The sequence below is a fragment of the Micromonospora sp. CPCC 206171 genome (assembly GCF_036906755.1).
GTDB lineage: Bacteria > Actinomycetota > Actinomycetes > Mycobacteriales > Micromonosporaceae > Micromonospora > Micromonospora purpureochromogenes.
The window spans coordinates 266841-289841 of sequence record NZ_JBAKHT010000001.1 but is presented as its reverse complement, the minus strand read 5'-3'; the positions used below and the strand labels follow the sequence as shown (position 1 = coordinate 289841).

The 23001-nt window shown below is 74.8% G+C and carries 23 protein-coding genes; 9 read left to right on the top strand and 14 right to left on the bottom strand.

The features are described from left to right. Positions 1-93: 93 nt before the first annotated feature. From V6U89_RS01275 to V6U89_RS01260, 4 genes are all read right to left on the bottom strand, one after another. Positions 94-906, bottom strand: coding sequence for an ABC transporter permease (locus tag V6U89_RS01275; RefSeq protein ID WP_334568719.1), 813 nt, complete (start codon positions 904-906; stop codon positions 94-96). Continuing rightward, positions 903-1874, bottom strand: coding sequence for an ATP-binding cassette domain-containing protein (locus tag V6U89_RS01270; protein WP_334568718.1), 972 nt, complete (start codon positions 1872-1874; stop codon positions 903-905). Before V6U89_RS01270 ends, V6U89_RS01275 begins: the two co-directional genes overlap by 4 nt. A gap of 148 nt (positions 1875-2022) precedes the next feature. Next, a complete protein-coding gene (locus V6U89_RS01265) occupies positions 2023-3645 on the bottom strand; it encodes an acetolactate synthase (RefSeq protein WP_334568717.1) in 1623 nt (540 codons plus the stop codon). 123 nt (positions 3646-3768) lie between these two features. Next, complete coding sequence (locus V6U89_RS01260) at positions 3769-4542, bottom strand: enoyl-CoA hydratase-related protein (protein ID WP_334568716.1); 774 nt, start codon at positions 4540-4542, stop codon at positions 3769-3771. A 97-nt stretch (positions 4543-4639) separates the two neighbouring features. Between V6U89_RS01260 and V6U89_RS01255 the strand changes: the two genes are divergently transcribed. Next, positions 4640-5161 carry a DUF6232 family protein gene (locus V6U89_RS01255; protein WP_334568715.1) on the top strand — a complete coding sequence of 174 codons (522 nt, stop codon included), beginning with the start codon at positions 4640-4642 and terminating at the stop codon, positions 5159-5161. Here V6U89_RS01255 and V6U89_RS01250 read toward each other — a convergent pair. After that, entirely contained in the window at positions 5107-5295 is a 189-nt protein-coding gene (locus tag V6U89_RS01250) for a hypothetical protein (RefSeq protein ID WP_334568714.1), read from the bottom strand. The genes V6U89_RS01255 and V6U89_RS01250 overlap by 55 nt on opposite strands. Before the next feature lie 508 nt (positions 5296-5803). Here V6U89_RS01250 and V6U89_RS01245 point away from each other — a divergent pair. Further along, positions 5804-6286 carry a DUF6232 family protein gene (locus V6U89_RS01245; protein ID WP_334568713.1) on the top strand — a complete coding sequence of 161 codons (483 nt, stop codon included), beginning with the start codon at positions 5804-5806 and terminating at the stop codon, positions 6284-6286. Between the two features lie 87 nt (positions 6287-6373). On the opposite strand, the gene V6U89_RS01240 is transcribed toward V6U89_RS01245, so the two are convergent. Further along, entirely contained in the window at positions 6374-7879 is a 1506-nt protein-coding gene (locus tag V6U89_RS01240) for a dienelactone hydrolase family protein (RefSeq protein ID WP_334568712.1), read from the bottom strand. Between the two features lie 911 nt (positions 7880-8790). Next, positions 8791-9249, bottom strand: a complete 459-nt coding sequence (locus V6U89_RS01235) for a rhodanese-like domain-containing protein (RefSeq protein ID WP_334568711.1) — start codon at positions 9247-9249, stop codon at positions 8791-8793. A 73-nt stretch (positions 9250-9322) separates the two neighbouring features. On the opposite strand from V6U89_RS01235, the gene ftrA reads away from it, so the two are divergent. After that, the gene (gene ftrA, locus V6U89_RS01230; protein WP_334568710.1) at positions 9323-10282 is read left to right on the top strand and encodes a transcriptional regulator FtrA; all 960 of its coding nucleotides are present in this window, start codon (positions 9323-9325) and stop codon (positions 10280-10282) included. 32 nt (positions 10283-10314) lie between these two features. On the opposite strand, the gene V6U89_RS01225 is transcribed toward ftrA, so the two are convergent. Together V6U89_RS01225 and V6U89_RS01220 are read right to left on the bottom strand one after the other, a co-directional pair. Then, on the bottom strand, positions 10315-11217 hold the full coding sequence (locus V6U89_RS01225) for a ribokinase (RefSeq protein WP_334568709.1): 903 nt from the start codon (positions 11215-11217) through the stop codon (positions 10315-10317). Between the two features lie 73 nt (positions 11218-11290). Beyond that, the gene (locus tag V6U89_RS01220; RefSeq protein ID WP_170285488.1) at positions 11291-12190 is read right to left on the bottom strand and encodes an ABC transporter ATP-binding protein; all 900 of its coding nucleotides are present in this window, start codon (positions 12188-12190) and stop codon (positions 11291-11293) included. Positions 12191-12265: 75 nt separating this feature from the next. On the opposite strand from V6U89_RS01220, the gene V6U89_RS01215 reads away from it, so the two are divergent. Then, the gene (locus tag V6U89_RS01215; protein ID WP_334568708.1) at positions 12266-13285 is read left to right on the top strand and encodes an ABC transporter ATP-binding protein; all 1020 of its coding nucleotides are present in this window, start codon (positions 12266-12268) and stop codon (positions 13283-13285) included. Beyond that, a complete protein-coding gene (locus V6U89_RS01210; RefSeq protein WP_334568707.1) occupies positions 13282-14295 on the top strand; it encodes an ABC transporter permease subunit in 1014 nt (337 codons plus the stop codon). Before V6U89_RS01215 ends, V6U89_RS01210 begins: the two co-directional genes overlap by 4 nt. 135 nt (positions 14296-14430) lie before the next feature. On the opposite strand, the gene V6U89_RS01205 is transcribed toward V6U89_RS01210, so the two are convergent. Then, complete coding sequence (locus tag V6U89_RS01205) at positions 14431-15606, bottom strand: ROK family transcriptional regulator (RefSeq protein ID WP_334568706.1); 1176 nt, start codon at positions 15604-15606, stop codon at positions 14431-14433. 153 nt (positions 15607-15759) lie between these two features. Here V6U89_RS01205 and V6U89_RS01200 point away from each other — a divergent pair, with 153 nt between their 5' ends. Then, complete coding sequence (locus tag V6U89_RS01200) at positions 15760-17211, top strand: glycoside hydrolase family 3 protein (protein WP_334568705.1); 1452 nt, start codon at positions 15760-15762, stop codon at positions 17209-17211. Between the two features lie 43 nt (positions 17212-17254). Here the strand turns inward: V6U89_RS01200 and V6U89_RS01195 are convergent, their stop codons facing one another. After that, the gene (locus tag V6U89_RS01195) at positions 17255-17641 is read right to left on the bottom strand and encodes an STAS domain-containing protein (RefSeq protein WP_334568704.1); all 387 of its coding nucleotides are present in this window, start codon (positions 17639-17641) and stop codon (positions 17255-17257) included. A gap of 327 nt (positions 17642-17968) precedes the next feature. Beyond that, the gene (locus V6U89_RS01190) at positions 17969-18631 is read right to left on the bottom strand and encodes a GNAT family N-acetyltransferase (protein WP_334568703.1); all 663 of its coding nucleotides are present in this window, start codon (positions 18629-18631) and stop codon (positions 17969-17971) included. 221 nt (positions 18632-18852) lie between these two features. Between V6U89_RS01190 and V6U89_RS01185 the strand changes: the two genes are divergently transcribed. Both V6U89_RS01185 and V6U89_RS01180 read left to right on the top strand, forming a co-directional pair. Continuing rightward, positions 18853-19053, top strand: a complete 201-nt coding sequence (locus tag V6U89_RS01185) for a DNA repair protein (protein ID WP_154943277.1) — start codon at positions 18853-18855, stop codon at positions 19051-19053. A 113-nt stretch (positions 19054-19166) separates the two neighbouring features. After that, positions 19167-19688 (top strand): hypothetical protein, encoded by a 522-nt coding sequence (locus tag V6U89_RS01180; RefSeq protein WP_088963631.1) that lies wholly within the window; start codon positions 19167-19169, stop codon positions 19686-19688. A 174-nt stretch (positions 19689-19862) separates the two neighbouring features. Here the strand turns inward: V6U89_RS01180 and V6U89_RS01175 are convergent, their stop codons facing one another. Both V6U89_RS01175 and V6U89_RS01170 read right to left on the bottom strand, forming a co-directional pair. Beyond that, positions 19863-20582, bottom strand: coding sequence for a Clp protease N-terminal domain-containing protein (locus V6U89_RS01175; protein WP_334568702.1), 720 nt, complete (start codon positions 20580-20582; stop codon positions 19863-19865). Between the two features lie 133 nt (positions 20583-20715). After that, positions 20716-22158, bottom strand: a complete 1443-nt coding sequence (locus V6U89_RS01170) for an MFS transporter (protein WP_334568701.1) — start codon at positions 22156-22158, stop codon at positions 20716-20718. 215 nt (positions 22159-22373) lie between these two features. Between V6U89_RS01170 and V6U89_RS01165 the strand changes: the two genes are divergently transcribed. Then, positions 22374-22955 carry a TetR/AcrR family transcriptional regulator gene (locus V6U89_RS01165; RefSeq protein ID WP_334568700.1) on the top strand — a complete coding sequence of 194 codons (582 nt, stop codon included), beginning with the start codon at positions 22374-22376 and terminating at the stop codon, positions 22953-22955. The last annotated feature ends 46 nt before the right edge of the window (positions 22956-23001 follow it).

Genomic DNA, 23001 nt, shown 5'->3' with positions numbered 1-23001 from the left:
CCGGCAAGGCGGATCCCGCTCGCGCGTCTGCGGTGACGGGCGACCGAAGCGGCCCGGGTGCCCGGAGGGAGACGGCCGGGGAGGCCGTCCGGGTCACACCCGGCGCTTGAGTGCGCGCAGGGACAGCGGTGCGAAGAGCACCGCGATGCCGGCGCCCCAGAGCAGGGTCTGCAGCACCGGGCCGGCCACCGGACCGCTGACCAGCAGCCCCCGCAGCGCGTCGGCGACGACGGTGACCGGGTTGACCTCGACCCAGTTCTGCAACCAGCCGGGCATCCGGTCGGTGGGCACGAAGATGTTGCTGGTGAAGGTGAGCGGGAAGATCACCGTGAAGCCGAAGATCTGCACCTTCTCCGGCTCGCTGACCAGCACCCCGACCAGCACCGAGATCCACGATGCGGCCAGGGTGAACGCCAGCAGCAGGGCGAACGCTGCCAGCACGCCGAGCGCACCGTTGCCGACCCGGAAGCCGAGGATCATCCCGACGCCGAGCAGTAGCGCGATCGACCAGGCCTGCTTGACCGTGTCGGCGAGGATCCGGCCGGCCAGCGGCGCCCAGCGGGCGATCGGCAGCGCCCGGAGCCGGTCGAAGACCCCCTTGGTCAGGTCGTTGTTCAACCCGAACCCGGTGGTCATGGTGGCGAACAGCGCGTTCTGCACCATGATGCCGGGCAGCATGAACGTCAGGTACTCGCCGGACGAGCCGGCGATGGCGGTGCCGAAGACGTAGGTGAAGAGCAGCACGAACATCACCGGCTGGATGCTCAGATCGAGCAGCTCCATCGGGTTGTGCTTGATCTGCACCAGGCTGCGCCAGGCCAGGGTGAGGGTGTGCCGCAGGCCGGCGCCGACGCCGAGCCGGCGGGCCGGGGCGAGCGCGGTCGCGGGCGCGGTGACGGCGGTCATGCCGGGGTCCCTTCGAGTACGTCGGCGGAGGCGTCCTGCTCGGCCCGGTGGCCGGTGAGGGAGAGGAAGACCTCGTCCAGGCTGGAGCCGCGCAGGGCCAGCTCCGCCACCTGGATCTCGGCGGCGTCGAGCCGGCGGACCACCGCGGGCAGCACGTCCGGGTCGTTCACCGGCACGGTGACGGTGGTCTGGGCGACCTCCGGCGTCGCCCGGGCCACCTCGCCGGCGATGGCCCGCACGGTCGGCAGGTCGGCCGGGTCGACCGGGCGCACGGTGAGCACCTGCCCGCCGGTCTTCGCCTTCAGCTCCTCCGGGGTGCCCTGGGCGATCACCCGCCCGTGGTCGACCACCGCGATCTGCCCGGCGAGCTGGTCGGCCTCCTCCAGGTACTGCGTGGTGAGCAGCACGGTCACCCCGTCGGCGACCAGGGTGCGCACGATGTCCCACAGCTCGTTGCGGCTGCGCGGGTCCAGCCCGGTGGTCGGCTCGTCGAGGAAGAGCACCTGCGGCCGCCCGACCAGGCTCGCCGCCAGGTCCAGCCGGCGGCGCATGCCACCGGAGTAGGTCTTGGCCGCCCGGCCGGCGGCGTCGGTGAGCTGGAAGTCGGCGAGCAGCTCCGCGGCGCGGGCTCGCGCCTGGGCCCGGCCGAGCCCGAGCAGCCGGCCGATGAGCAGCAGGTTCTCGGTGCCGGTCAGGGTCTCGTCGACCGAGGCGTACTGGCCGGTCAGACCGATCAGCTGGCGCACCCGGTGGGCGTCGCGGCCGACGTCGTACCCGCCGACCGTGGCGTGCCCCTCGTCCGGGGCGAGCAGGGTGGCGAGCACCCGTACCGCGGTGGTCTTTCCGGCGCCGTTGGGACCGAGCAACCCGAATACCGTCCCCGTGGGAACCTCCAGGTCGACCCCGGCGAGGGCGGTGGTGGCGCCGAAGCGGCGCACCAGCCCCTCGGCGCGGATCGCGTATGTCATCAGAACTCCGATCGTTATCGTTGGTCGCCCAACGATGCGCGAGGGGTCTGACGTTACGACGACGGCCGCTGACATTCCGCCGATTTAGCTGCCGACAGAACGCGACCGCCGCGCCGGTCACCCGGCTGCGGCGGTCGCGGCGTCGTGGTCAGGCCAGGTTCGACGAGCGCGGGTACGCGTCGGTCGGGTCGGTGAGCACGTTGACCAGGTACGGCACCCCGGCGTCGAAGGCGCGGGCCAGGGCCGGCCCGAGGTCGGCGGCCTTGGCCACCGTCTCGCCGGCCCCGCCGAGCGCCTCGACCACCTTGTCGTAGCGCAGCTCCGGCTGGAGGTCGGCGGCGACGTCGTAGCCGTACATGGCCCGCATCGGGTGCTTCTCCAGCCCCCAGATGCCGTTGTTGCCGACCACGATGACCACCGGCAGCCGCTGCCGGACCAGGGACTCCACGTCCATCAGCGAGAAGCCGGCGGCGCCGTCGCCCATCAGCACGCAGATCTGCCGGTCCGGGTGGCTGACCCGGGCGCCCATCGCGTAGCCCATGCCGGTGCCGAGGCACCCGTACGGGCCGGGGTCGAGCCAGGTGCCCGGCTGCGCCGGCTCCAGGTAGCGGCCGGCGTACGAGACGAAGTCGCCGCCGTCGCCGATGGTGATCGCGTCGGGGGCGAGCACCCGGCGCAGCTCGCCGTAGACCCGGGCCGGCCGGATCGGGTCGGTGTCGGCGGCCATCTCCTCGGCGTCGCGCGCCTTCGCGGCGTCCTCGGCGGTGCGCAGCTGCGCGATCCAATCGGCGTGGTCGACCCGGTCGCCGGTCTGCCCGGCCAGCGCGGAGAGGATCAGGCGCAGGTCACCGGCGGGGCTGGCGGCGGGCTGGACGTGCCCGGCCCGCTGGCTGGGGGCGTCGACGATGTGCACCACCGCCGCGTCGCCGAAGTCGCCGAAGCTGAGCCGGAAGTCCAGCGGGGTGCCGATGACGACGACCACGTCGGCGCCCTTCAGGGCGACCCGCCGGGCCCTGGCGAAGGCGAGCGGGTGCTCCGGCGGCAGCGCGCCGCGCCCCATGCCGTTGGTGAAGACCGGCACCCCGAGCGCCTCGGCGGCCTCGCGGAGGGCGGCGACCGCGTCGCCGGCGTACACGTCGGAGCCGGCGATGATCACCGGGCGGTGCGCGCCCGCGATCAGCCGGCCGGCGCGGGCCACCTCGTCCGGGTCCGGTTCGACCGGCGCGACGGCGACCGGCGCGGGCAGCTCGGCGTCGCCGACGCTGAAGACCGCCTCCAGCGGGAAGTCCAGGAAGGCCGGGCCCCGGTGCGGGGTGAGCGCGCTGGTCAGGGCGGCGGTGACGGCGCGCGGGATGTCGTCGGTGCTGAACACCGTCTCGGCGTGCTTGGTGACCGGGGCGACCAGCGGCAGGTGGTCCATCTCCTGGAGGCTGCCGGAGCCCCAGCGGAACTGCGGCGCCCGCCCGCCCAGCACCAGCACCGGCGAGGCGTTGAAGAACGCGCTGGTCAGCCCGGAGACGCCGTTGGTGACGCCGGGGCCGGCGGTGAGCACGGCCAGGCCGGGGCGGCGGTTGAGCTTGGCCACCGCCTCGGCGGCGAAGACCGCCGACTGCTCGTGCCGCACGTCGTAGATCGGGAACACGTGCTTGTGGGCGGCGTCGTAGAGCGGGAAGACGTGCCCGCCGGAGAGGGTGAACATCTCCCGTACGCCGTTGGCGCGCAGCGCCGCCAGCGCGAGCTCCCCGCCGTGGCCCTCGACCCGTTCCGTCATCGCCGCTCCCCTCGTCACCTGACCGGTGTCACACGCTACTGGCCGGTACGGAGGATGTGAACACTTCTCGGTTCACCTGACGGGCCGGCGACCACCCGCGGGGTCGCCGGCCCGGGTTGACGGTCAGCGGCCGGTGAAGTCCGGCCTGCGCTTCGCCACGAAGGCGGCCATGCCCTCGCGCCGGTCGTCGGTGGCGAAGAGCGCCGCGAAGAGCTGGCTCTCCCAGGCCAGACCGGAGTTGAGGTCCATGTCCAGGCCGCCGTCGACGGCGAGCTTCGCCGCGCGCAGCGCCTGCACCGGGCCGGTCAGGTACGGCGTCACCAGCTCGACGGCCGTGTCGTAGACCTGCGCGGCCGGGGCGACCCGGTCGGCCAGGCCGATCCGCAGCGCCTCCTGGGCATCCACCATCCGGCCGGACATGATCAGATCCTTGGCGCGGGCCGGGCCGACCAGGCGGGCCAGCCGCTGGGTGCCGCCGGCGCCGGGGATGATGCCGAGCTTGATCTCCGGCTGGCCGAGTTTGGCGTCCTCGGCCACCACCCGCCAGTCGCAGGCCAGGGCCAGCTCGCAGCCGCCGCCGAGGGCGTACCCGGTGATCGCGGCGACCACCGGCTTGGGGATCCGGGCGATCGCGCCGAGGGCGCTGGACAGGTCGGCGGCCCGCTCCGCCATGTCCACGTAGGACATGTCGGCCATCTCCTTGATGTCCGCGCCGGCGGCGAAGACCTTCTCCCCGCCGTACACGATGACGGCGCGGACGCCGGCGTCGGCGGTGGCCGCCGCGGCCGCGGCGCGCAACTCCTCCTGCACCTGGGTGTTGAGCGCGTTCATCGGCGGCCGCTCCAGCCGGATGGTGCCGATGCCGTCCCTGGTCTCCAGCCGCACGAACTCGCTCACGCTGCCCTCACTTCCTCGTCGAAGTCGCGTGCCAACCTTACGGCCCGGTCGTTGGGGTACGTAGGCTGGTGTCAGCCCCGCCACCGGGAGTACCGCCATGATCACGTACTACGACGACAGGTCTGTGCAGGTCACCTCCACCGCCATCCGGGTGGACGGGCGGACCTTCCCGCTCGCCGAGATCGGCATGGTCTGGCACCAGCGGGGCAGCCGTTCGTGGCGGGTGCTCGTCGGGCGCGGCGCCCTGGGCGCGGCCCTGGCCGGCCCCCTGGTCGCCGCCGTGCTGGGCGTGGCGCTGGCCGTCTGGCTGCACCGCTCGCTCACCGTCACCGTCGCCATCGTGGGCGCCTCGATGCTGGTCGGGCTCGCCGTCGGCCCGCTCGCCGACTTCCTCTTCGAACACCTCGACCGCTCGTACGCCCGGGGCAGCCGGCAGTGGGAGATGTGGGCCCGCTGGCGGGGTCGGCCGGTGCTGCTGCTGCGCACCGGTGACGCGCTGCGCTTCGGCCAGGTCTACCGGGCGGTGCAGCGGGCGACGGAGAACCGCCGCCCGATGCCGGGCGCTCAGAACTCGATCGGCCCGTCGGGCACCATCTCCAGCCCCCGCAGCAGGCCGTAGAGGTCCTGCTCGCCCCAGAACTGCACGATCCGGCCGCCGGCCAGCCGGTACATCTTGCAGGCGCTCTGCACCCGGGTGACGAACGTGCGCAGGTACCGGCGGACCACCTCGACGTTGCGCTCGCTGTCCGCCATGCGCCCGCACGCTACGCCGCTACGGCCATTCTCCGCCGTCCCGCCGCGACGCCGTCCGGTCCCCCGGGTCGGCGCACCCGGCCGGCGAGGCGGTGGCGGCATCTGCGCCGGCGGCGGTGGTCCGCGCCGACGGCCGGGTGCCGGGATCCGCGGCGGCAGCATGTGGTCCCCGGACGTTGTAGAACTGATGTCGTAGACGAGTCAGCCGCAGTGGCGCCCGACCGTGAAGTTTCCCCGAGTCTCGCCGCCCACTCCCCCGGCGTCACCGGCCCCGGGCCAGCCGGTGGAACCACATGTGTGTCACCGACGCCTCTTGACACCCATGACGTTCCGCCGGTCGACGTCGAGCCACCCGGCGTGCATCGCGAAGGCCGGACCCGTTGACGACATCAGCTCCACCGCGTCCAGCAGCCCACCCCGGGCCCCGGACGGACGCGCGGACCGGAGGGCCGACCGGGTGCCGGAACGACGGGGGCGGGTCCTGTCCACGGATGGTTAGGGTCTAGTGATGACCCTCTATTACCGGGACGACACCGTCCAGGTGACCTCGGAGTTGATCCGGGCCGGTGGGCACGCGGTCCGGATCGCCGACGTGACGTACGTCTGGCACGCGCGGGGGGCGACGACGCTGGCCGTCCGGGGGCGGGTGCTGGGCCGGGGCGTCCTGGTGCTGCTGCTCTCGCTGCCACCGCTGGTGGCGCTGGTCTGTGTGGTCTCGCTGGCCTGGTCGGCGCAGGACCGGGGCAACTGGAAGCTGGCGCTGGTCATCCTCGCCGGTTGCACGGTCGGCGCGCTGGCCCTGACCCCGTTCCTGGAGCTGCCGCTGAGCTGGCTGGACCGCTCCTACGAGCGCGGCAACCGGGTGCACGAGCTGTGGGTGCAGCACCACGGGCAGGAGGTGATGCTGGTGCGCACCCCGGACGCGTTACGGTTCGGGCAGATCTACCGGGCCGTACAGCGCGCCGTCGAGCACCAGGGAGAGCACCGGTGACCCCCCGACGTGGCGAGGCCGCCGCCTACGGCCGGCTGCCGTTGCCGGCGCCGCTGGTCTGGTGGGACGGATCCCGTACCGGCGACCTCAACTCAGCGGCAGGGTGGTGGCCATCGGCCAGGCCAGCAGCGCCGCACCGACCAGGGCCGGCAGCCACCGGGGTGCGCCGGCCCGGCGCAGCACCGCCGCCCAGGCCGCCTGCCAGCCGACCAGCACCGCGAAGAGCGGCACCACCAGCAGCACGAACCCGGGCGCCAGCCCCACCACGGCCGAGGCGGTCAGGGCCAGCACGGCGATCCCGCCGACAGCCGCGTACCGCCAGCTCCGCCCGGCCGTCGCCAGTTCCGCGCCGGTGAGGAAGACCAGGCAGGCGGCGGCCACCACGGGCAGCAGCCACCACCGGTCGCCCACCGGCAGCGCCGAGGTGAACCCGAGGTGGATCGGCACGGCGACGGCGGTCACCGCGTACCCGGTGAGCAGGACGGCGGCGACCGCGGACCGGGCCGGCGCGCGGCGGACGACCGGCGCGGTCGCCGGGACCGGGGTCGAGGTGGCGGCGGGCAGCGGCCACCATCGCGCGGCGGCGGCCAGCAGCACGCCGGTCACCAGCAGGAAACCGGTGACGTGACCGCCCACCGCGAGCGGAAGCCGGGTGGTCGGCGCCAGCGCGCCGGCCAGCGCACCCAGGCCGGCGGCGGACGCCGCCACCGCCAGCAGGGCGGGGGTCGGAGCGGCCGGCCGGGACGGCCGGGGCCGGCGGCCGAGCAGCAGGGTCGCCAGCGGGATGAAGCCGAGCCCGAACCCGAGCAGCAGCAACCCGGCCGGTGCCAGCCGCGCGAGGGGTCGCGGCGGGTCTGCGCCGCCACCCACCCACGCCGCGACCTCGTCATGGGTACGACCGGCGAAGAGCACCGAGATGTGCTCGACGCCGGGTACGACCACCAGCCGCCGCCCGACGCCCCGGCGCGACGTCGCCTCTGCGGCGTCGCGGAAGGCGGGGAACTCCGCGCCGCCGACGATCAGCAGCAGCCCCTCCGGCCGACCGTCGGGCAGGTCGTCGGAGTCCGGCAGCGAGATGGCGACGGTGCGGGCGACGTCCGGGTGGCCGGCGGCGTAGCGGGTGACCGCGCCGGCGCCCATGGAGTGTCCGACCAGGACGATCCGCGCCGGGTCGACGTCCGGCCGGGTACGCAGGTACCCGACGGCGACGGACAGGTCGTGCTCCAGGGTGGCGCGGGAGTCGGCGGCGTCCCGCCCGGCGCCGGGCAGCCGGGCCGGGTTGGCGCCGTGCCCGGCGACGTCGACCAGCAGCGCGACCGCGCCCTGCCGGGCCACCGTGTCGGCGATCGGGCGCATCAGCCGGGCCGAGCCGGCGAACCCGTGGGCGATCACCACGCCGGGCCGGCGGCCCACCACGCCGGCGGCCCGCACCTCGGTCAGCGGCACCCCGTCGACGGTCGCCTGCCGGGTGGTCAGCCCCGCGTCGGCGCGGCCCAGCCCGTACCCGCCGAAGGCCAGGGCGAGCGCGGCGAGGACCGCGAGGACCGCGACCCGGCGGACGGCCGGCGTGGCGCCGAGGGGGCGGACCGACATGTCCGGCACCCTATCGCCCGGGCGGGCGTGCCGGGGCCCACGCGACGCCGGCCGGCAGTGACCGGGACCGCGCCGTCGGGCGCGGGTGGCCGGGCCGACGCACACTGGTCACATGGCTATCCCCCTCCCCCGGCCGACCGCGGTCGTCGGCCTCACCCGCACCGCCCTCGACCAGGCGTTCGGCTCGGCCGCCTCGTTCGCCGCCGTGCCGGCCCGCGCGTTCGCGGTGCTCGACGGCGTGGAGGCGCTGCTGGCCCGGATCAACGGGGTGGTGGACCGGATCGAGGGCACCCTGGACCGCACCGACCGGGTGCTCACCGACGCCGAGGCCGCGGTCCGCGAGGTCGCGGTGATCAGCGCGGCGGCGACCACCGCGATCGAGACCGCCACCGAGGTCGCCGCGGCGGCCGCCGTGGTGGTCGGCGAGGCCGAGCAGGTGTCCGGCGCGGCGGCCGTGGTGGTCGGGGAGGCCGAGCGGGTGGCCCGGGCGGCCGGCGCGGTGGTCGCCGAGGCGGACGCCGTCGCCGGCCGGGCCGCCGGCACGATCGTCGCCGCCGAACAGGCCACCGCCACGGCGGGCGAGCTGATGGCGGCGTACGAGCCGGCGCTGCGCCGGGCCGCGCCGATGGCGACCCGCTTCCTCGAGCAGCTCAGCCACGAGGAGGTCACGGCGGCGATCCGGCTGGTGGACGAGCTGCCCAAGCTCAAGGAGCACCTGACCGCCGACATCCTGCCGATCCTGGCCACCCTGGACCGGGTCGGCCCGGACCTGCACGACCTGCTCGACGTCACCGCGACCTCAAGCTCGCCGTCGCCGGCATCCCCGGCCTCGGCATGCTGCGCCGCCGGGGCGAGCGCCTCACCGACGACGACCCGATCGGCTGACGGCCGGGGCCGGCGCCGGGGACCGGTCAGCAGTCGCAGCGGGCGGTGGCGCGCGGGGCCGTCAGGTCGTCGACCGGCCGGCGGGTCTCCCCGGTCGGGGTACGCACCGGCAGCCCCTCCCGGACCCAGTACTCGTAGCCGCCCAGCATCTCCTTGACCCGGTAGCCGAGGCGGGCGAACTCCAGCGCCGCCCGGGTGGCGCCGTTGCACCCCGGACCCCAGCAGTAGGTGACCACCGCCGTGCCGGTCGGCACCAGTTCGGCGGCCCGGGTGGCGATCTCGGCCGTCGGCAGGTGCACCGCGCCGGGCAGGTGTCCCTGCCGCCAGGCGTCCGGCCCCCGGGAGTCGACGACCACCAGGCCGGGCACCCGGGCGGTCAGGTCGGCGTGCACGTCGCTGACGTCGGTTTCGAAGGTCAGCCGGTCGAGGAAGTGGGCGGCGGCGACGGCCGGGTCGGCCGGCGGCACCGAGAGCGTGTACGACATGCCTGTAGATCCTCGGCCGGCCACCGCCCCTGGCGGGAGTGGCGGGAACGACGTCCTCCGCTAACATCCCGCCATGACCCGTACGGTGGCCGTGCTGGCGTACCCGGGGATGTCGGTCTTCGAGACCGGCATCGTCACCGAGGTGTTCGGGCTGCCCCGCCCCGAGTTCGACGTCGACTGGTACGCGCTGACCGTCTGCGCGGAACGCCCCGGCCCGGTACCGGTGGTCGGCGGCGCCGCCCTGCACACCCCGTACGGCCTCGACGTGCTGGCCCGGGCCGGGACGGTGATCGTCCCGGGCGTGCCCGACGTGACCGCCGAACCGTCACCGGAGCTGGTCACCGCGCTGCGCCGGGCGCACCGGGCCGGCGCGCGGATCATGTCGATCTGCTCCGGGGCGTTCGCGCTCGCCGGCGCCGGCCTGCTCGACGGCCGGCGTGCCACCACCCACTGGCGGTACGCCGACCTGCTGGCCCGGCGGTACCCGCGCGTCGAGGTCGACCCGGACGTGCTCTACCTGGACGACGGCGACGTGCTGACCAGCGCGGGCAGCGCCGCCGGCCTGGACCTCTGCGTGCACGTCGTCCGCCGGGACTTCGGCGCGGCGATCGCCAACGCGGTGGCCCGGCGGCTGGTGATCCCGCCGCACCGCGACGGCGGGCAGGCGCAGTTCATCGAGGCGCCGGTGCCGGCCGACCCGGGCGACGACCGGATCGCCCGCAGCATGGACTGGGCGCTGGCCCACCTCGGCGAGCCGCTGACCGTGCAGCGGCTGGCCCGGCAGGCGCACATGTCCTCCCGCACCTACCTGCGGCAGTTCGCCCGGGCCGCCGGGACCAGCCCGATCCGCTGGCTGATCGACCAGCGGGTGCGGGCCAGTCTGGTGCTGCTGGAGTCGACCGGACTGCCGGTCGCCGAGGTGGCCAGGTCGGTCGGGTTCGACAGCGCGGTCACCTACCGGCACCACTTCGGCCGGGCGATGCGCACCTCGCCGTCGGCGTACCGCCGGGCCTTCCCCCGCGACGCCGCCTGACCGGGCGCTCCGGGGACACTCGCTGGCTGGCGTCAGCCGGCCGGCGGGGCGTAGAGCGCGTCGATCTCGTCCCGCCGGGGCAGCGCCACCGAGGCGCCGAGCCGGCGTACGCAGGCCGCACCGGCCGCCGCGGCCCAGCGCACCGCGTCCAGCACCTCCCGGCCCTCGCCCCAGGCCACCGCCAGCGCGGCGGTGAACGCGTCGCCCGCGGCGGTGGTGTCGACGACGTTTACCTCGACCGCCGGCACGTGCACGTCCGCGCCGTCCCGGTCGCCGTACCAGGCGCCCTCGCCGCCGAGGGTCAGCACCGCGCGGGGCACCAGTTCCAGCAGGGCCTGCGGCTCGTCCCGACCCCGGCCGGTGAGCGCCTGCGCCTCCGGCTCGTTGACCACGAGCAGGTCCACCGCGGCCAGCAGTTCGGCCGGCACCTGCCGGGCCGGCGCGGCGTTGAGGATGACCCGGGTGCCGGCCTCCCGGGCCGCCAGCGCCGCGGCGGTCACCGTCTCGACCGGGATCTCCAGCTGCGCGACCAGCACGTCCGCCTCGCGTACGGCGTCCAGTTCGCCCGCGGTGAGGCCGGTGAAGGCGGTGTTGGCGCCGGGGGTCACCAGGATGGCGTTCTCCCCGGCGGCGTTGACCATGATCAGCGCCACCCCGGACGCGCCGTAGACCACCCGCAGCTGGCCGGTGTCCACGCCGGCGGCGGTGATCCGGGCGCGCAGGGTGACGCCGAAGGCGTCGGAGCCGATCGCGCCGAGAAAGGCGCAGGACGCTCCGGCCCGGACCGCGGCGATCGCCTGGTTGGCACCCTTGCCGCCGGGGACCGTCACGAAGTCGCTGCCGAGCACGGTCTCCCCCGGCCGGGGCAGCGCCGGGCCGGTGCCGACGAGGTCCATGTTCGCGCTGCCCACCACGACGACCCGGGTCTGCCGCACCACGACCTCCTGCCGACCTGCACGTTGCGGCGAGTCTAGGACCAGCCCGTCGGCCGGTGGCCGGGCGCCCGGCTCAGGCGGCCCGGGCGGTGTACCGCTCGCCGCGCCGCTCGACCACCAGCGGCAGGCCGAAGGTCTTGGAGAGGTTGTCCCCGCTGAGCGTCTCGGCGAGCAGCCCCTGGGCGACCACCCCACCCTCGCGCAGCAGCAGCGCGTGGGTGAAGCCCGGCGGGATCTCCTCGACGTGGTGGGTGACCAGGACGAGGGCGGGGGCGTCCGGGTCGTACGCCAGCTCGGCCAGCCGGGCCACCAGGTCCTCGCGCCCGCCCAGGTCGAGCCCGGCGGCCGGCTCGTCGAGGAGCAGCAGCTCGGGGTCGGTCATCAGGGCGCGGGCGATCTGCACCCGCTTGCGCTCGCCCTCGGACAGCGTCCCGTACGCCCGCTCGGCGAGATGCCCGACGCCCAACTGCCCGAGCAGCGCGCGGGCCCGGGACTCGTCGGTGCGGTCGTAGCTCTCCCGCCACCGGCCGACCACCGACCAGGCGGCGGTGACGACCACGTCGCTGACCCGCTCCTCGGCGGGTACCCGCTCGGCCAGCGCGGCGGTGGAGAGGCCGATGCGCATCCGCAGCTCGTTGACGTCGGTGCGGCCGATCCGCTCGCCGAGCACGTGCGCGGTGCCGCTGGTCGGGTGCAGCCGGCCGGCGGCCAGGTTGAGCAGGGTGGTCTTGCCCGCGCCGTTGGGGCCGAGGACGACCCACCGCTCGTCGAGCTCGACCCGCCAGTCCACGTCGTGCAGCAGCGCGGTGCCGGAGCGCTTGACGCCGACACCGTCGAGGCTGACCACCAGATCCGCGTCCACGGGTGCGGGGGCGGCGGGGGCGCCGGCGGCGCCGGGGATCAGGTCACCAGTCACCGCTCCATCCAACCACGCAGCCCGCGGGGTGCCCCCCACGGGCGAGGCTCCGGCCATAGGGTGAGGCGCCGTGTCGTTGGTCACCACAGCCGGAGGACGTGCCATGCCCGATCGAGGTCAGGAGCGGCGCCGATGAGCGCGGTCATCGAGATTGAGGGGCTGCGCAAGACGTTCCACACCCTGCGACAGGGGCGGCGGGTCGCGGTCGACGGCTTCGACATGCTGGTGGAGGCCGGGCAGGTGCACGGCTTCCTCGGCCCGAACGGCTCCGGCAAGACCACCACCCTGCGTGCCCTGCTGGGCCTGGTGAGCGCCGACGGCGGCCGGATGAGCGTGCTCGGCGCCCCCGCGCCGGAGAAGCTGGCCCGGGTGGCCGGCCGGGTCGGCGCGATCGTGGAGAGCCCGCAGTTCTTCGGCAACTTCACCGGTCACCGCACGCTGCGGCTGCTGGCGCTGGCCGGCGGGGTGCCGACCGGCCGGGTGGATGAGGTGCTGGAGCAGGTCGGGCTGCGCGACCGGGGCCACGACCGGGTGAAGGGCTACTCGCTGGGCATGCGGCAGCGGCTGGCCGTGGCCTCCGCCCTGCTCAAGGATCCCGAGCTGCTGATCCTGGACGAGCCGGCGAACGGGCTGGACCCGGCGGGCATCCGCGAGATGCGGGACCTGATGCGGTCGCTGGCCGACGCGGGGGTGACGGTGCTGGTCTCCAGCCACATCCTGGCCGAGATCCAGCTGATCTGCGACCACGTCACGATCATCTCCCGGGGCCGTCGGGTGGCGGCGGGCCGGGTCGAGGAGGTGCTGGCCGGCTACGACCAGCACGAGTGGCAGGTACGGGTGGCGGAGCCGGGCCGGGCCGCCGACCTGCTGGGGGCGGCCGGCCTGTCGGTCACCGACCGCGACGGGCTGCTGGTGGTTGCCGGGGCGGAGGACCCCGAGCTGATCACCCGCACGCTGGGCGAGCAGGGGCTCTGGGTACGCGAGCTGACCCCGATCCGCCCCGACCTGGAGAGCGTCTTCCTGGAACTGACCGGCGCCGCACCACATCCGACACTGCCGCGGCAGGTGGGCGAGGCCGCCCTGCCCGGGGAGGGACCTGACGCATCCATGATCGACCTCGACGTGACCGCCGGCCGGGGGGTGCAGGCATGAACCTCGTCCGTGCCGAGGTGGAGCGGCTCGCCGCCCGCCGCTTCGTCCAGCTGATGCTGGTGCTGCTGGCCCTGGCCTTCGCCATCACCACGGCCACCACGCTGGTCGGATCGCACCAGCCGTCGCCGCGCGAGCTGGCCGAGGCCGAGGCCCAGGTCGCCCAGGCGATCAGCAGCATGGAGACCGAACACCGCCGCTGCCTGAACATCAAGGCGGGCGAGCTGCCGATCGACGAGAACGCCTACCTGCCGGCGGACTGCAGCGAGCTGGACCCGGTGCTGCGGGACCGGCTGCCGGTGGTCGCCGACTACCTCAGCGGCGTCTTCGTCTTCGGCCAGCAGGCGGGTTCGCTGCTCTACTTCCTGATCGCCTTCCTGGTGCTCTTCGGTTTCCTGGTCGGGGCCTCCTACATCGGCGCCGACCTGAACTCCGGCGGGGTGGTCAACCTGCTGCTGTGGCGGCCGCGCCGGCTCACCGTGCTCGGCGCGAAGCTGGGCACCCTGCTCGGGGTGGTGACGCTGCTGTCGCTCGTGGCCACGGTGGTCTACCTCGGCACGTTCTGGACGATCGCCCAGACGGCCGGGCTGCCGGGCCATCTGGACGGGGCGTTCTGGCAGGACCTGGCCGGCCGCTACGGGCGCGGCCTGGTGCTGGTGCTGTTCGCCACCGCGCTGGGCTTCGGCATCGCCACGCTGGGCCGGCACACCTCGGCGGCGCTCGGCGCGGTGGCCGCGTACGCGGTGGTCTGGGAGCTGGGGGCGCGGGTGGTGTTCGAGATCGTTGACGTGGCCCGCCCGGACCAGCTGATGCTCTCCACCTACATCGGGGCCTGGCTCGCCGGCCGGGTGGAGCTCTATGACGACCACGCCTGCCGGAGCGCCTCGGGCTTCGACATCTGCGACGGGACGTACACGATCACCTGGTCTCCGGCGCTGCTGGTGCTGCTGGCCCTCGCCGGCGCGGTGACCGCCGCCGCGTTCGCGGTGTTCCGCCGGCGCGACCTGATCTGACCGGCCGCCGTGCCGGGGCGGCTGCCCGCCCCGGCACGCCCGGCCACCCACCGGCCCGCCCCGGCGAGATCTTGCCGCAGGCAGGCCGGTGGTGAAGAATTCCTTCACATGACGGGTGGCGTACGGCGACGGGCGTCAGCCGACCGTCGACCCGAAGACCTCGTCCCGGACGGCGTCCAGCGCCGTGCGCAGCGCGCCGCGCAGGATCGGCTCCTCGGTCAGCCCGGTCGGCACCACCCGGGGCCGGACCAGCGTGATCGCGGCGACCTCCTGCTGCACCCGCTCGGCCAGCGCCGCCCCGCCGGCCTGCCCCACCTCCCCGGCGAGCACCACCAGCGGCGGGTCCAGCACCACACAGGTGCTGGCCACGCCGAGGGCCAGCCGCCGGGCCAGCTCGTCGAGCATCGGGGCGCCGGCCGGACCGGCGGCGACGGCGTCGCGCACCGCGTCGGCCGCGCAGCCGGCGTCGAAGCCGTGCTCACGGGCCACCGCGTGAACCGCGTCCGCCCCGGCGAGCTGCTGGAACGCCGGCTTGGCCCGACGGGAGACGTCGCGCGGGATCGGCACCCCGGGCACCGGCAGGTAGCCGATCTCACCGGCCGCGCCGCTGCTGCCGTGGTGCAGTCGCCCGCCCAGCATGATCGCCAGACCGACGCCGGCGCCCACCCAGACCAGCACGAAGTCGCCCAGCCCCTGGGCCGCGCCGGACTGCGCCTCGGCGACAGCGGCCAGGTTGACGTCGTTCTCGAAGACCACCGGGGTGTGCAGGTCCTCGCGGAGCGCGGCGAGCAGGCCCCGGTGCCAGCGCGGCAGGTTGAAGGCGAAGGTGATGTCGCCGGTGCCCGGATCGACCAGGCCGGGGGTGCCCAGCACCACCCGCCGCACGCTGGACAGCTCCGCGCCCGCGCTGCTCGCCACCCGCACCACCGCGTTGTGCACCACGCCGACCGGGTCGTCGGTGTCCCGGGTGGACTGCTCCACCCGGCCGATGACGGCTCCGGTGATGTCGGCGCAGGCCGCCACCACCCGCTCCGCGCCGACGTCCACGCCGACCACGTGCGCGCTGCCCGGGCGTACCGCGTAGAGCTGGGCGTTCGGGCCCCGCCCGCCGGCCTGCTCACCGACCCGGGTGACCAGCCCGCGCTCCTCCAGCCGCTCGACCAGCTGCGAGGCGGTGACCTTGGACAGGCCGGTCAGCTCGCCGAGCCGGGCCCGGGTCAGCGGGCCCCGTTCGAGCAGCAGTTCCAGTGCCGCTCGGTCGTTGAGCGCCCGCAACAGGCGGGGTGTGCCGGGCAGCCGGGTCGCACTCATGCCACGTCCTCTGATTTCCGTAAACTTCGCCAACCGAATCGACCTGCGGGCGGGTGCCCGTAGCGTATCGGCCACCCCGTACCCGGGAACTCGGACGACCGACCGCTCCCGGTGCGACACTCGTGCCGTCCGGCACCGAAGGGGGAAACACACGTGGGGCTGGATCCAGGACTGCGCCGGCTCGCGCTGGGCACGCTGCTCGCCGCGTACCCGGGGCCGGTGCCGCCGGAGTGGGCCGTCGAGCTGATCGCCGAGGGGCTGGCCGGGCACACCCTGTTCGGCACCAACGTCCACGATCCCGCGCAGGTGGCCGCGAGCACCCTCGCGCTGCGCGCCGGCCGGGCGGACGTGCTGATCGCCATCGACGAGGAGGGCGGCGACGTCACCCGGCTGGCGCACGCCACCGGGAGCCCGTACCCGGGCAACGCGGCGCTCGGCGCGGTCGACGACACCGCGCTCACCCGCCGGGTGTACGCGGCCATCGGCGCCGAACTGGCCGCCCTCGGCATCACCGTCAACCTGGCCCCGACCGTCGACGTCAACACCGCCGACGAGAACCCGGTGATCGGCACCCGGTCGTTCGGCGCCGACCCGGCCCGGGTCGCCGCCCACTCCGCCGCCGCCGTCGCGGGTCTCCAGTCGGTCGGGGTCGCCGCCTGCGCCAAACACTTCCCGGGGCACGGCGCCACCGTGGCCGACTCGCACCACGAGCTGCCCACCGTGGACGTGTCCCCGGCCCTGCTGCGCGAGCGCGACCTGCCGCCGTTCGCGGCGGTCGTCGAGGCGGGCGCCCGGGCCGTGATGACCGCCCACATCCGGGTGCCGGCGCTCACCGGGGACGGGCCGGCCACGTTCAGCCGGGCCGTCCTGGTCGACCTGCTCCGCGGCGAGTACGGCTTCACCGGCACGGTGATCACCGACGCGCTGGAGATGCAGGGCGCTGCGCTGGCCGCCGGCGGGGTCGGGCCGGCCGCCGTGCGCGCGCTGGCCGCCGGCGCGGACCTGCTCTGCATCGGCGCGAAGGTCGACGCCGCGCTGGTCGAGCACGTGGCCGGCGAGATCGTCGCGGCGATCGGCGACGGCCGACTGGACCGCGCCCGGGTCGAGGAGGCGGCCGGCCGCACCGCCGCGCTCGCCGCCTGGACCCGGGCCGCCGGCATCCCGCCGGCCACCCCCACCGACCTCGGGTACGCTGCCGCGCGCCGCGCGGTCCGCGTCGAGGGTGAGGTCGACGGGCTGACCCGGCCGCTGGTGGTGCAGCTGCACGCCGCCGCCACCATGGCCGAGGGGCGGGTGCCGTGGGGCCTGGGCCCGCACCTGGACGGCCTGGAGGAGGTACGCGTCGTCGCCACCGAGACCGATCCCGCCGCGCTGGGGCAGCTCGCCGACGGCCGGCCGATCGTGCTGGTCGGGCGGCACCTGCACCGGCTGCCGGGCGGCGCCGAGCTGGTCGACGCGCTGGCCGCCGCGTACCCGGTGACCGTGGTCGAGATGGGCTGGCCGGGGCGCTGGCGGCCGACCGGCGTACGCGCCTTCGTCACCACCTACGGAGCGAGCCACGCCAACGGCCGGGCGGCGGCGGAGGCGCTGGGGCTGATCGGCTGAGGCCCGGTCGCGGCGCTGCCGCCGGCAACGGGGACCGGGGGGCCTAGGCGGCGGGGGCGTCCGGGTCGAGCGGCTTCCGGTGCCGGGGCGCGAGCCCGACCAGGCTGTCGACGCCGGTGATCCGCAGCACCCGGGCCACCACCGGCTGCGGGTCGACCACCCGCAGGCTGGCGCCCCGACCGACGGCCTCGGCGGCCCCGCGCAGCAGGGCGGCGACCCCGGTCGAGTCCAGGAAGGGCACCTCGGCGAGGTCCACGACCAGCTCCACCGTGTCCGGCAGGTCGAGGGCGGCGTCCAGGGCGTCCTGCACCACGGCGGCGGTCGCGATGTCCAGGTCGCCGACGGGCCGCAGGACGATCCGCCCGCCGTCCTCGTCCCGCCTGTCCACCCGCATGTCCCGCTCCTCGCCGAGCTGCCGCCGTCGCGGCACGACGATACCCGCCGGACGGCGCGAGGGCCGGGGTCGCGGTCCGCCGCCCGCCCACTCCGCACGCTCCGTCACCATCACCGTCCATCCGATCGACGACTCTTGTCGCAGCTCAAGTCCACTACCGGACACGCCGAAACGGTCGGTTACCTCTTGCTCACCGGCCGATCCGTACGTAGCGTCACCATCAACGGGACCGGTCGGCGGGTACGCCGGCACACGGGAGGGCCTGGGGGAAGGCTGCGGACCGTGGATTCGGCCCGGAATCCACGGTCCGCGCCCTGCCACCACGGCGCGGCGCGGTCAGCGCGGCGCCACACCCGCGGCCGGTCACCGGGGATAGACGCCGTACGATCGCCAGCCCCGGTCCGGGAAGCCAGCCGCCTCCGCCACCCGGGCCGAGGCGACGTTGGCCGGGTCGTGCCGGTACGTCGGGACGGCGCCCTCGTCGAGCACCCGCCGGGCGGCCTGGGCGACCAGCCGGCGGGCCAGGCCCCGGCCGCGCGCGGCCGGCGTCGTCCCCACCGCCAGCTCGTGTCCGTGCAGGTCGTGTCGCTTGATCCCGACACCGGCGAGGTAGCCGCCGTCGGCGTCCCGGACCATTAGCACCTCCCGGTCGAACAGCCGCAGCCAGGGCGGGAACGCCGGGTCGGTCGGCGGGACCCAGTGCCCCACCTCGGGCAGCGGGGCCGGGTCCAGGCACCACCGGAAGACGTCGTCGGCCAGCATCCAGTCCGGTTGCCCGACGGCGGCGGGCAGCGCCGCGAGCAGCTCGGCCTCCGGCCCGCGGGCCAGCGCGCGGATCGCCTCCACCCGCTCCGGCGGCACCGAGAGCACGGTGCTGCCGGCAGCCTGGACGGCGATTGCCGGTCGCAGCCGCCCGTCCCACGACGGTCGCCCGCGCCGGCGGGAGCCGACGATGTGCAAACCGGGGCCGGCCGGCCACTGGCCCAGCCAGGTGACCAGGTGCAGGTAGAGCCGGCGGTCGAGCACCGGACACCTCCCTCGCCCGCTCGGGTACGACCACCTCGTCGTGATCACCGTACGCCGTGCCGGCCGGGCCGACCTCCCGTTGCGCTCGACGCGGGCCGGTTGACGGGCTGGCCGCCCGGGTAGACGTACCGAGCAAGGCCGGTGCCCGGGAACCGGAGACATCGATCGACCGTCATATTCATTTCCATACATGTACAACTTCTTTTGGGACGGTAATGGTCATGCCGAATCAGCCGAATGACCGGTACCAGCAGGACACCGCGAGGATCTGGCGGGCGGCCGAGGCCGCCGGGCGATTTCCGGCCCAACCGCCGTACCGGGAGGCGCGGACCGGGCGCGGGGTGAACGCCGCGCTCTCCTGGGGCGACCTCAACAGCCTTCCCGCGGGCGTCTCCTCCCGCCGGGGCCTCACCGCCCGCTGACCGCGCCGGAGAAAGCGGCGACACACCCGGGGCGTCCAGCCGGGGCTTTCGCACACCTGTCGGGTAGCGTCTTGTGGTCCGAAACTCGGCCTACGACAGGAGAAGCTCCGCGCATGGGCAAGAAGACGATCCACGTCTCCGACTTCAGTGGCACGGTACTGCGGGCCGACGACGAGGTGGTCAAGGTCGTCGTGCTGGAGCACCCTGACCTGGTGGCCGGGCCCGTGCAACTGGACGCCACCCCGATCGAGGTGGAGAGCATCGACGACGCGGCGCTGGACGTGGCGGTGGTGGAGATCCACGACCGGCACGGCGGCGGCGAGCCGCGCCGGGTGGTGCTGACCGCCAGCGAGTTCGACGCGATGGCCACCGACGTACCGATGGCCCAACTGCTGCGCACCGCCGAGCGGGTACGTCCGCCGAAGGCGCGCAAGAGCGCGGAAAAGATCGACTACGGCACCATCGAGCACGCCGGCCGGCCGCACCGCGGGCGGGTCACCGAGGAGGAGGCCCGACTGGTCCGCGAGCAGCTGGACGAGGTGAACAAGCGCCTCGCCGACGCCGGCATCCGGCAGGTCGACCCGACCGACCCGGAGCACGCCGCCCGCTACGGCTTCCCCGTCGCCGTCGCCTGACCCCGTACCCGTCGATGGCCGGGGCGACCCCCCGTGCCGCGCCCCGGCCACCGACGGACCGCCAGCGCCCCCGCGTCGGCCGGGCGCGACGGCGGGACGGTCCACCTGGGACTCTGCCGACATCCAGCGGGCGGGAACTCCCCGGTGCGGGGGACATCGGGTCCCCCGCGAGGGTCACCGGTACAGCGCCAGGGTGGCGGTGATCCGTTCCTCGACACCGTCCTTGCCCAGTCCCAGCCCGGAGAGCACGCCCGAGCCGTCCTCCAGCTCCAGCAGGGCGAGCAGGATGTGCTCGGTGCCGATGTAGTTGTGCCCGAGGCGCAGCGCCTCCCGGAAGGTCAGTTCGAGGGCCTTCTTGCCCTGCGCGTCGTAGGGGATCAGGTCGGGCACCTGGTCGGCGGGGGGCGGGAGCGTCGCCGTCGCCGCCTGCCGCACGGCGTCCAGCGACACGCCCTCGTCGACGATCGCCTTGGCGGCCAGCGCGTCCGGCTCGGCCAACAGCCCCAGCACCAGGTGCTCGGCGCGGATCTCCGCGTGCCCGGTGGCCCGGGCCTCGTTCTGCGAGGCCATCACGACGTTGCGGGCCCGCGGGGTGAAGCGGCCGAAGCCGGCGCTCGGGTCGAGGGCGGCGGCCGCGTCGACCTTCGCGGCGGAGCGCTTCTGGGCGGCCTGCTTGCTGACCCCCATGCTCTTGCCGATCTCGGTCCACGAGGCACCGGAGCGCCGGGCCTGGTCCACGAAGTGGCCGATCAGGTGGTCGGCCAGCTCGTCCAGGTGGTCGGCCGCGATGACCGCGTCGCTGAGCTGGTCGAGCGCGTCGGGATGGGCCTTCTTGATGGCCTGGATGAGGTCGTCGAGGCGTACCGGGTTGCTCATCTGGATGGGTTCCGTCATGCGTCAACCATAGGTTGACGGGCCTCTGCCGTCAACGACAAGTTGACGATCTAACGCCCGCCTGCCTGCCGACGCGGAGGCCGCGCGCCCCCGGTCCGGACGGGGGCGCGCGGCCGAGCGTGCGCCGGGCGGATCAGCGGCCCGCGGGGACCGTCACCAGCTCCGGCACGGGGGCCGCCTTGCGGCCGGCCGACGGGCGCCGCCCGGACGGGACGGCCAGCGCCGCCACCGCGGCCGCCAGGGCCAGCCCGGTGAGGACCAGGAAGCCCAGGGTGAAGCCGGCCTCCCGGGGCAGCCCGTTCGCCTGCGGGTGGGCGGTGATCACACCGCTGACCACGGCCGCGCCGACGGCGCCGCCGATGGTGCGGATGTTGGCGTTCATGCCGGTCGCCACCCCGGTCTGCCCGGCCGGGACGTTGCCGACGATGAGGTTGGCCATCGAGGCGAAGGCCAGCCCGATGCCGAGGCCCACGAGGGCACCGGCCACCCCGATCTCCCAGCGGGTGTCGTGCGCGACCGTCAGCATCGCCGAGGCGAGCACGTTGAAGGCCGCGCCGGTGGCGAGCTGCGCCTTGGCGCTGAAGCGCGACTCCAGCCGGCCGGCGAGCAGGCCGGCGACGAACATGCCGACCAGCATGGGCAGCATCAGCAGGCCGGCCTGGGTGACGGTCGCGCCGAAGCCGTAACCGGCCACCGTCGGGGTCTGCACGAACTGCGGCAGGAACGCGTAGACGGAGAACATCGACGCGCCGTAGAGCAGGGCGACCAGGTTGGTCGTCCAGACTCCGGGCAGACGCATCATCCGCATGTCGATCAGCGGGCTGCTGGAGCGGATCTCGGCGACCAGCCAACCGGACAGCAGCACCGCGGCGAGCGCCAGCAGGCCCACCACCCGAGGCGAGGTCCAGCCCCAGGCGGCGCCCTTGCTGATCGGCAGCAGCAGGGCGACCAGCCAGCCGGACAGCAGCAGGGTGGCCCGCCAGTCGATCCGGCCGGGGGTACGCACCGGGGACTCCGGCACGACGAAGTGGGCGGCGACGGCGGTCAGCCCGACGACGACCATCGGGATCCAGAACAGCCACCGGTAGTCGAGGGCGCCGACGATCGGGCCGGCGAGCACGACCCCCAGACCACCGCCGGCGGCGACGATCGCCGAGATGGCGGCCACCGCGGAGGAGACCCGCGCGGCGGGAAACTCGTCGCGGATGATCCCGAACGACAGCGGGAAGACGGCGCCACCGACGCCCTGGACGACCCGGGCGACGATGAGCACGCCGATGCTCGGCGCGACGGCGGCCAGCAGGCAGCCGAGGGCGAGCGCGCCGAGGGAGACGACGAGCATCCGTTCCTTGCCCACCATGTCGCCGACCCGGCCCAGGATCGGCGTGAAGATGGACGCGGAGAGCAGGTAGGCCGTCAGCACCCAGGTGACGGTGTTCTGAGACGTGTGCAGGTCGTGCTGGATGGTCGGCAGCACCGGGGTGATCAACGACTGGAGCATCGCGAAGAACCCGGTGCCGGCCGCCAGGACGAGGAAGGTGAGCCGGCGGGAGCCGCGACGGACGGTCTCTGTCATGCGGGAAACTCCAATTCCGCGTACGGAGGGGACGACGGGCAGGTGGGCTCGTCAGGGCTTCGGGGCGGCACCGGTCGCCCGCCGGCGGGATCGGCACAGGGCGCCGGGGAGGTAAGCTAAGCGGAGGCATGGCTCCGGACAGTTCCGGAGGGGTGCCTCCACTAAGTTAGCGGAGGGGTGCCTCCGGTTGCAACCGAGGTGAGGTGACGCACGTCATGGCCAGCGCGGGACAGACGCCCGACGTCTTCGCACGGCGACCGAAGCGGGCCGACGCCCGGCGCAACTACGAGTCGCTGATCGCGGCCGCCCGCGAGGCCTTCGCAGCGAACGGAGCGTCCGCCTCGCTGGAAGAGGTGGCCCGGCGCGCCGGGGTGGGCATCGGCACCCTCTACCGGAACTTCCCCACCCGGCAGGCCCTGTTCGAGGCCGTCTACGTCGAGGAGGTCCGAGCGCTGAGTCGCTCCGCGACCGACCTGGCCGACCTGCCCCCCTGGGAAGCGCTCGTCGCCTGGCTGCACCGGTTCGTCGGCTACGTCGCCACCAAGCGGGCCCTGGCCGAGGAACTGCTGCGCGACTCCGAGGTCTTCCGGAGTTGCCGGACGGAGATCTACACCGCCGGCGAGCCGCTGATGCGCCGCGCCCAGGCCGCCGGGGCGGTCCGCGCCGACATCAGCTTCGACGACGTGGTCCGGCTGCTCAGCGGCCTCACCATGGCCCAGTTCCCCGAGCCGGAGCAGCGCGAACGGGTGCTGGGCGTCGCCCTCGACGGACTACGCCCGCCCGCCACGCCGCGCTGACGCAGCTCCGACCCGGTCCCGTGCGCACGACCTGCGGCGTGCGCCT

What these genes read in the sequence shown, in the direction of transcription:
- V6U89_RS01275 (WP_334568719.1), bottom strand. Translation starts at nt 906, where the DNA reads ATGACCGCCGTCACCGCGCCCGCGACCGCGCTCGCCCCGGCCCGCCGG.
- V6U89_RS01270 (WP_334568718.1), bottom strand. Translation starts at nt 1,874, where the DNA reads ATGACATACGCGATCCGCGCCGAGGGGCTGGTGCGCCGCTTCGGCGCC.
- V6U89_RS01265 (WP_334568717.1), bottom strand. Translation starts at nt 3,645, where the DNA reads ATGACGGAACGGGTCGAGGGCCACGGCGGGGAGCTCGCGCTGGCGGCG.
- V6U89_RS01255 (WP_334568715.1), top strand. Translation starts at nt 4,640, where the DNA reads ATGATCACGTACTACGACGACAGGTCTGTGCAGGTCACCTCCACCGCC.
- V6U89_RS01250 (WP_334568714.1), bottom strand. Translation starts at nt 5,295, where the DNA reads ATGGCGGACAGCGAGCGCAACGTCGAGGTGGTCCGCCGGTACCTGCGC.
- V6U89_RS01245 (WP_334568713.1), top strand. Translation starts at nt 5,804, where the DNA reads ATGACCCTCTATTACCGGGACGACACCGTCCAGGTGACCTCGGAGTTG.
- V6U89_RS01240 (WP_334568712.1), bottom strand. Translation starts at nt 7,879, where the DNA reads ATGTCGGTCCGCCCCCTCGGCGCCACGCCGGCCGTCCGCCGGGTCGCG.
- V6U89_RS01235 (WP_334568711.1), bottom strand. Translation starts at nt 9,249, where the DNA reads ATGTCGTACACGCTCTCGGTGCCGCCGGCCGACCCGGCCGTCGCCGCC.
- ftrA (WP_334568710.1), top strand. Translation starts at nt 9,323, where the DNA reads ATGACCCGTACGGTGGCCGTGCTGGCGTACCCGGGGATGTCGGTCTTC.
- V6U89_RS01220 (WP_170285488.1), bottom strand. Translation starts at nt 12,190, where the DNA reads ATGGCCGGAGCCTCGCCCGTGGGGGGCACCCCGCGGGCTGCGTGGTTG.
- V6U89_RS01215 (WP_334568708.1), top strand. Translation starts at nt 12,266, where the DNA reads ATGAGCGCGGTCATCGAGATTGAGGGGCTGCGCAAGACGTTCCACACC.
- V6U89_RS01210 (WP_334568707.1), top strand. Translation starts at nt 13,282, where the DNA reads ATGAACCTCGTCCGTGCCGAGGTGGAGCGGCTCGCCGCCCGCCGCTTC.
- V6U89_RS01205 (WP_334568706.1), bottom strand. Translation starts at nt 15,606, where the DNA reads ATGAGTGCGACCCGGCTGCCCGGCACACCCCGCCTGTTGCGGGCGCTC.
- V6U89_RS01185 (WP_154943277.1), top strand. Translation starts at nt 18,853, where the DNA reads ATGCCGAATCAGCCGAATGACCGGTACCAGCAGGACACCGCGAGGATC.
- V6U89_RS01180 (WP_088963631.1), top strand. Translation starts at nt 19,167, where the DNA reads ATGGGCAAGAAGACGATCCACGTCTCCGACTTCAGTGGCACGGTACTG.
- V6U89_RS01175 (WP_334568702.1), bottom strand. Translation starts at nt 20,582, where the DNA reads ATGACGGAACCCATCCAGATGAGCAACCCGGTACGCCTCGACGACCTC.
- V6U89_RS01170 (WP_334568701.1), bottom strand. Translation starts at nt 22,158, where the DNA reads ATGACAGAGACCGTCCGTCGCGGCTCCCGCCGGCTCACCTTCCTCGTC.
- V6U89_RS01165 (WP_334568700.1), top strand. Translation starts at nt 22,374, where the DNA reads ATGGCCAGCGCGGGACAGACGCCCGACGTCTTCGCACGGCGACCGAAG.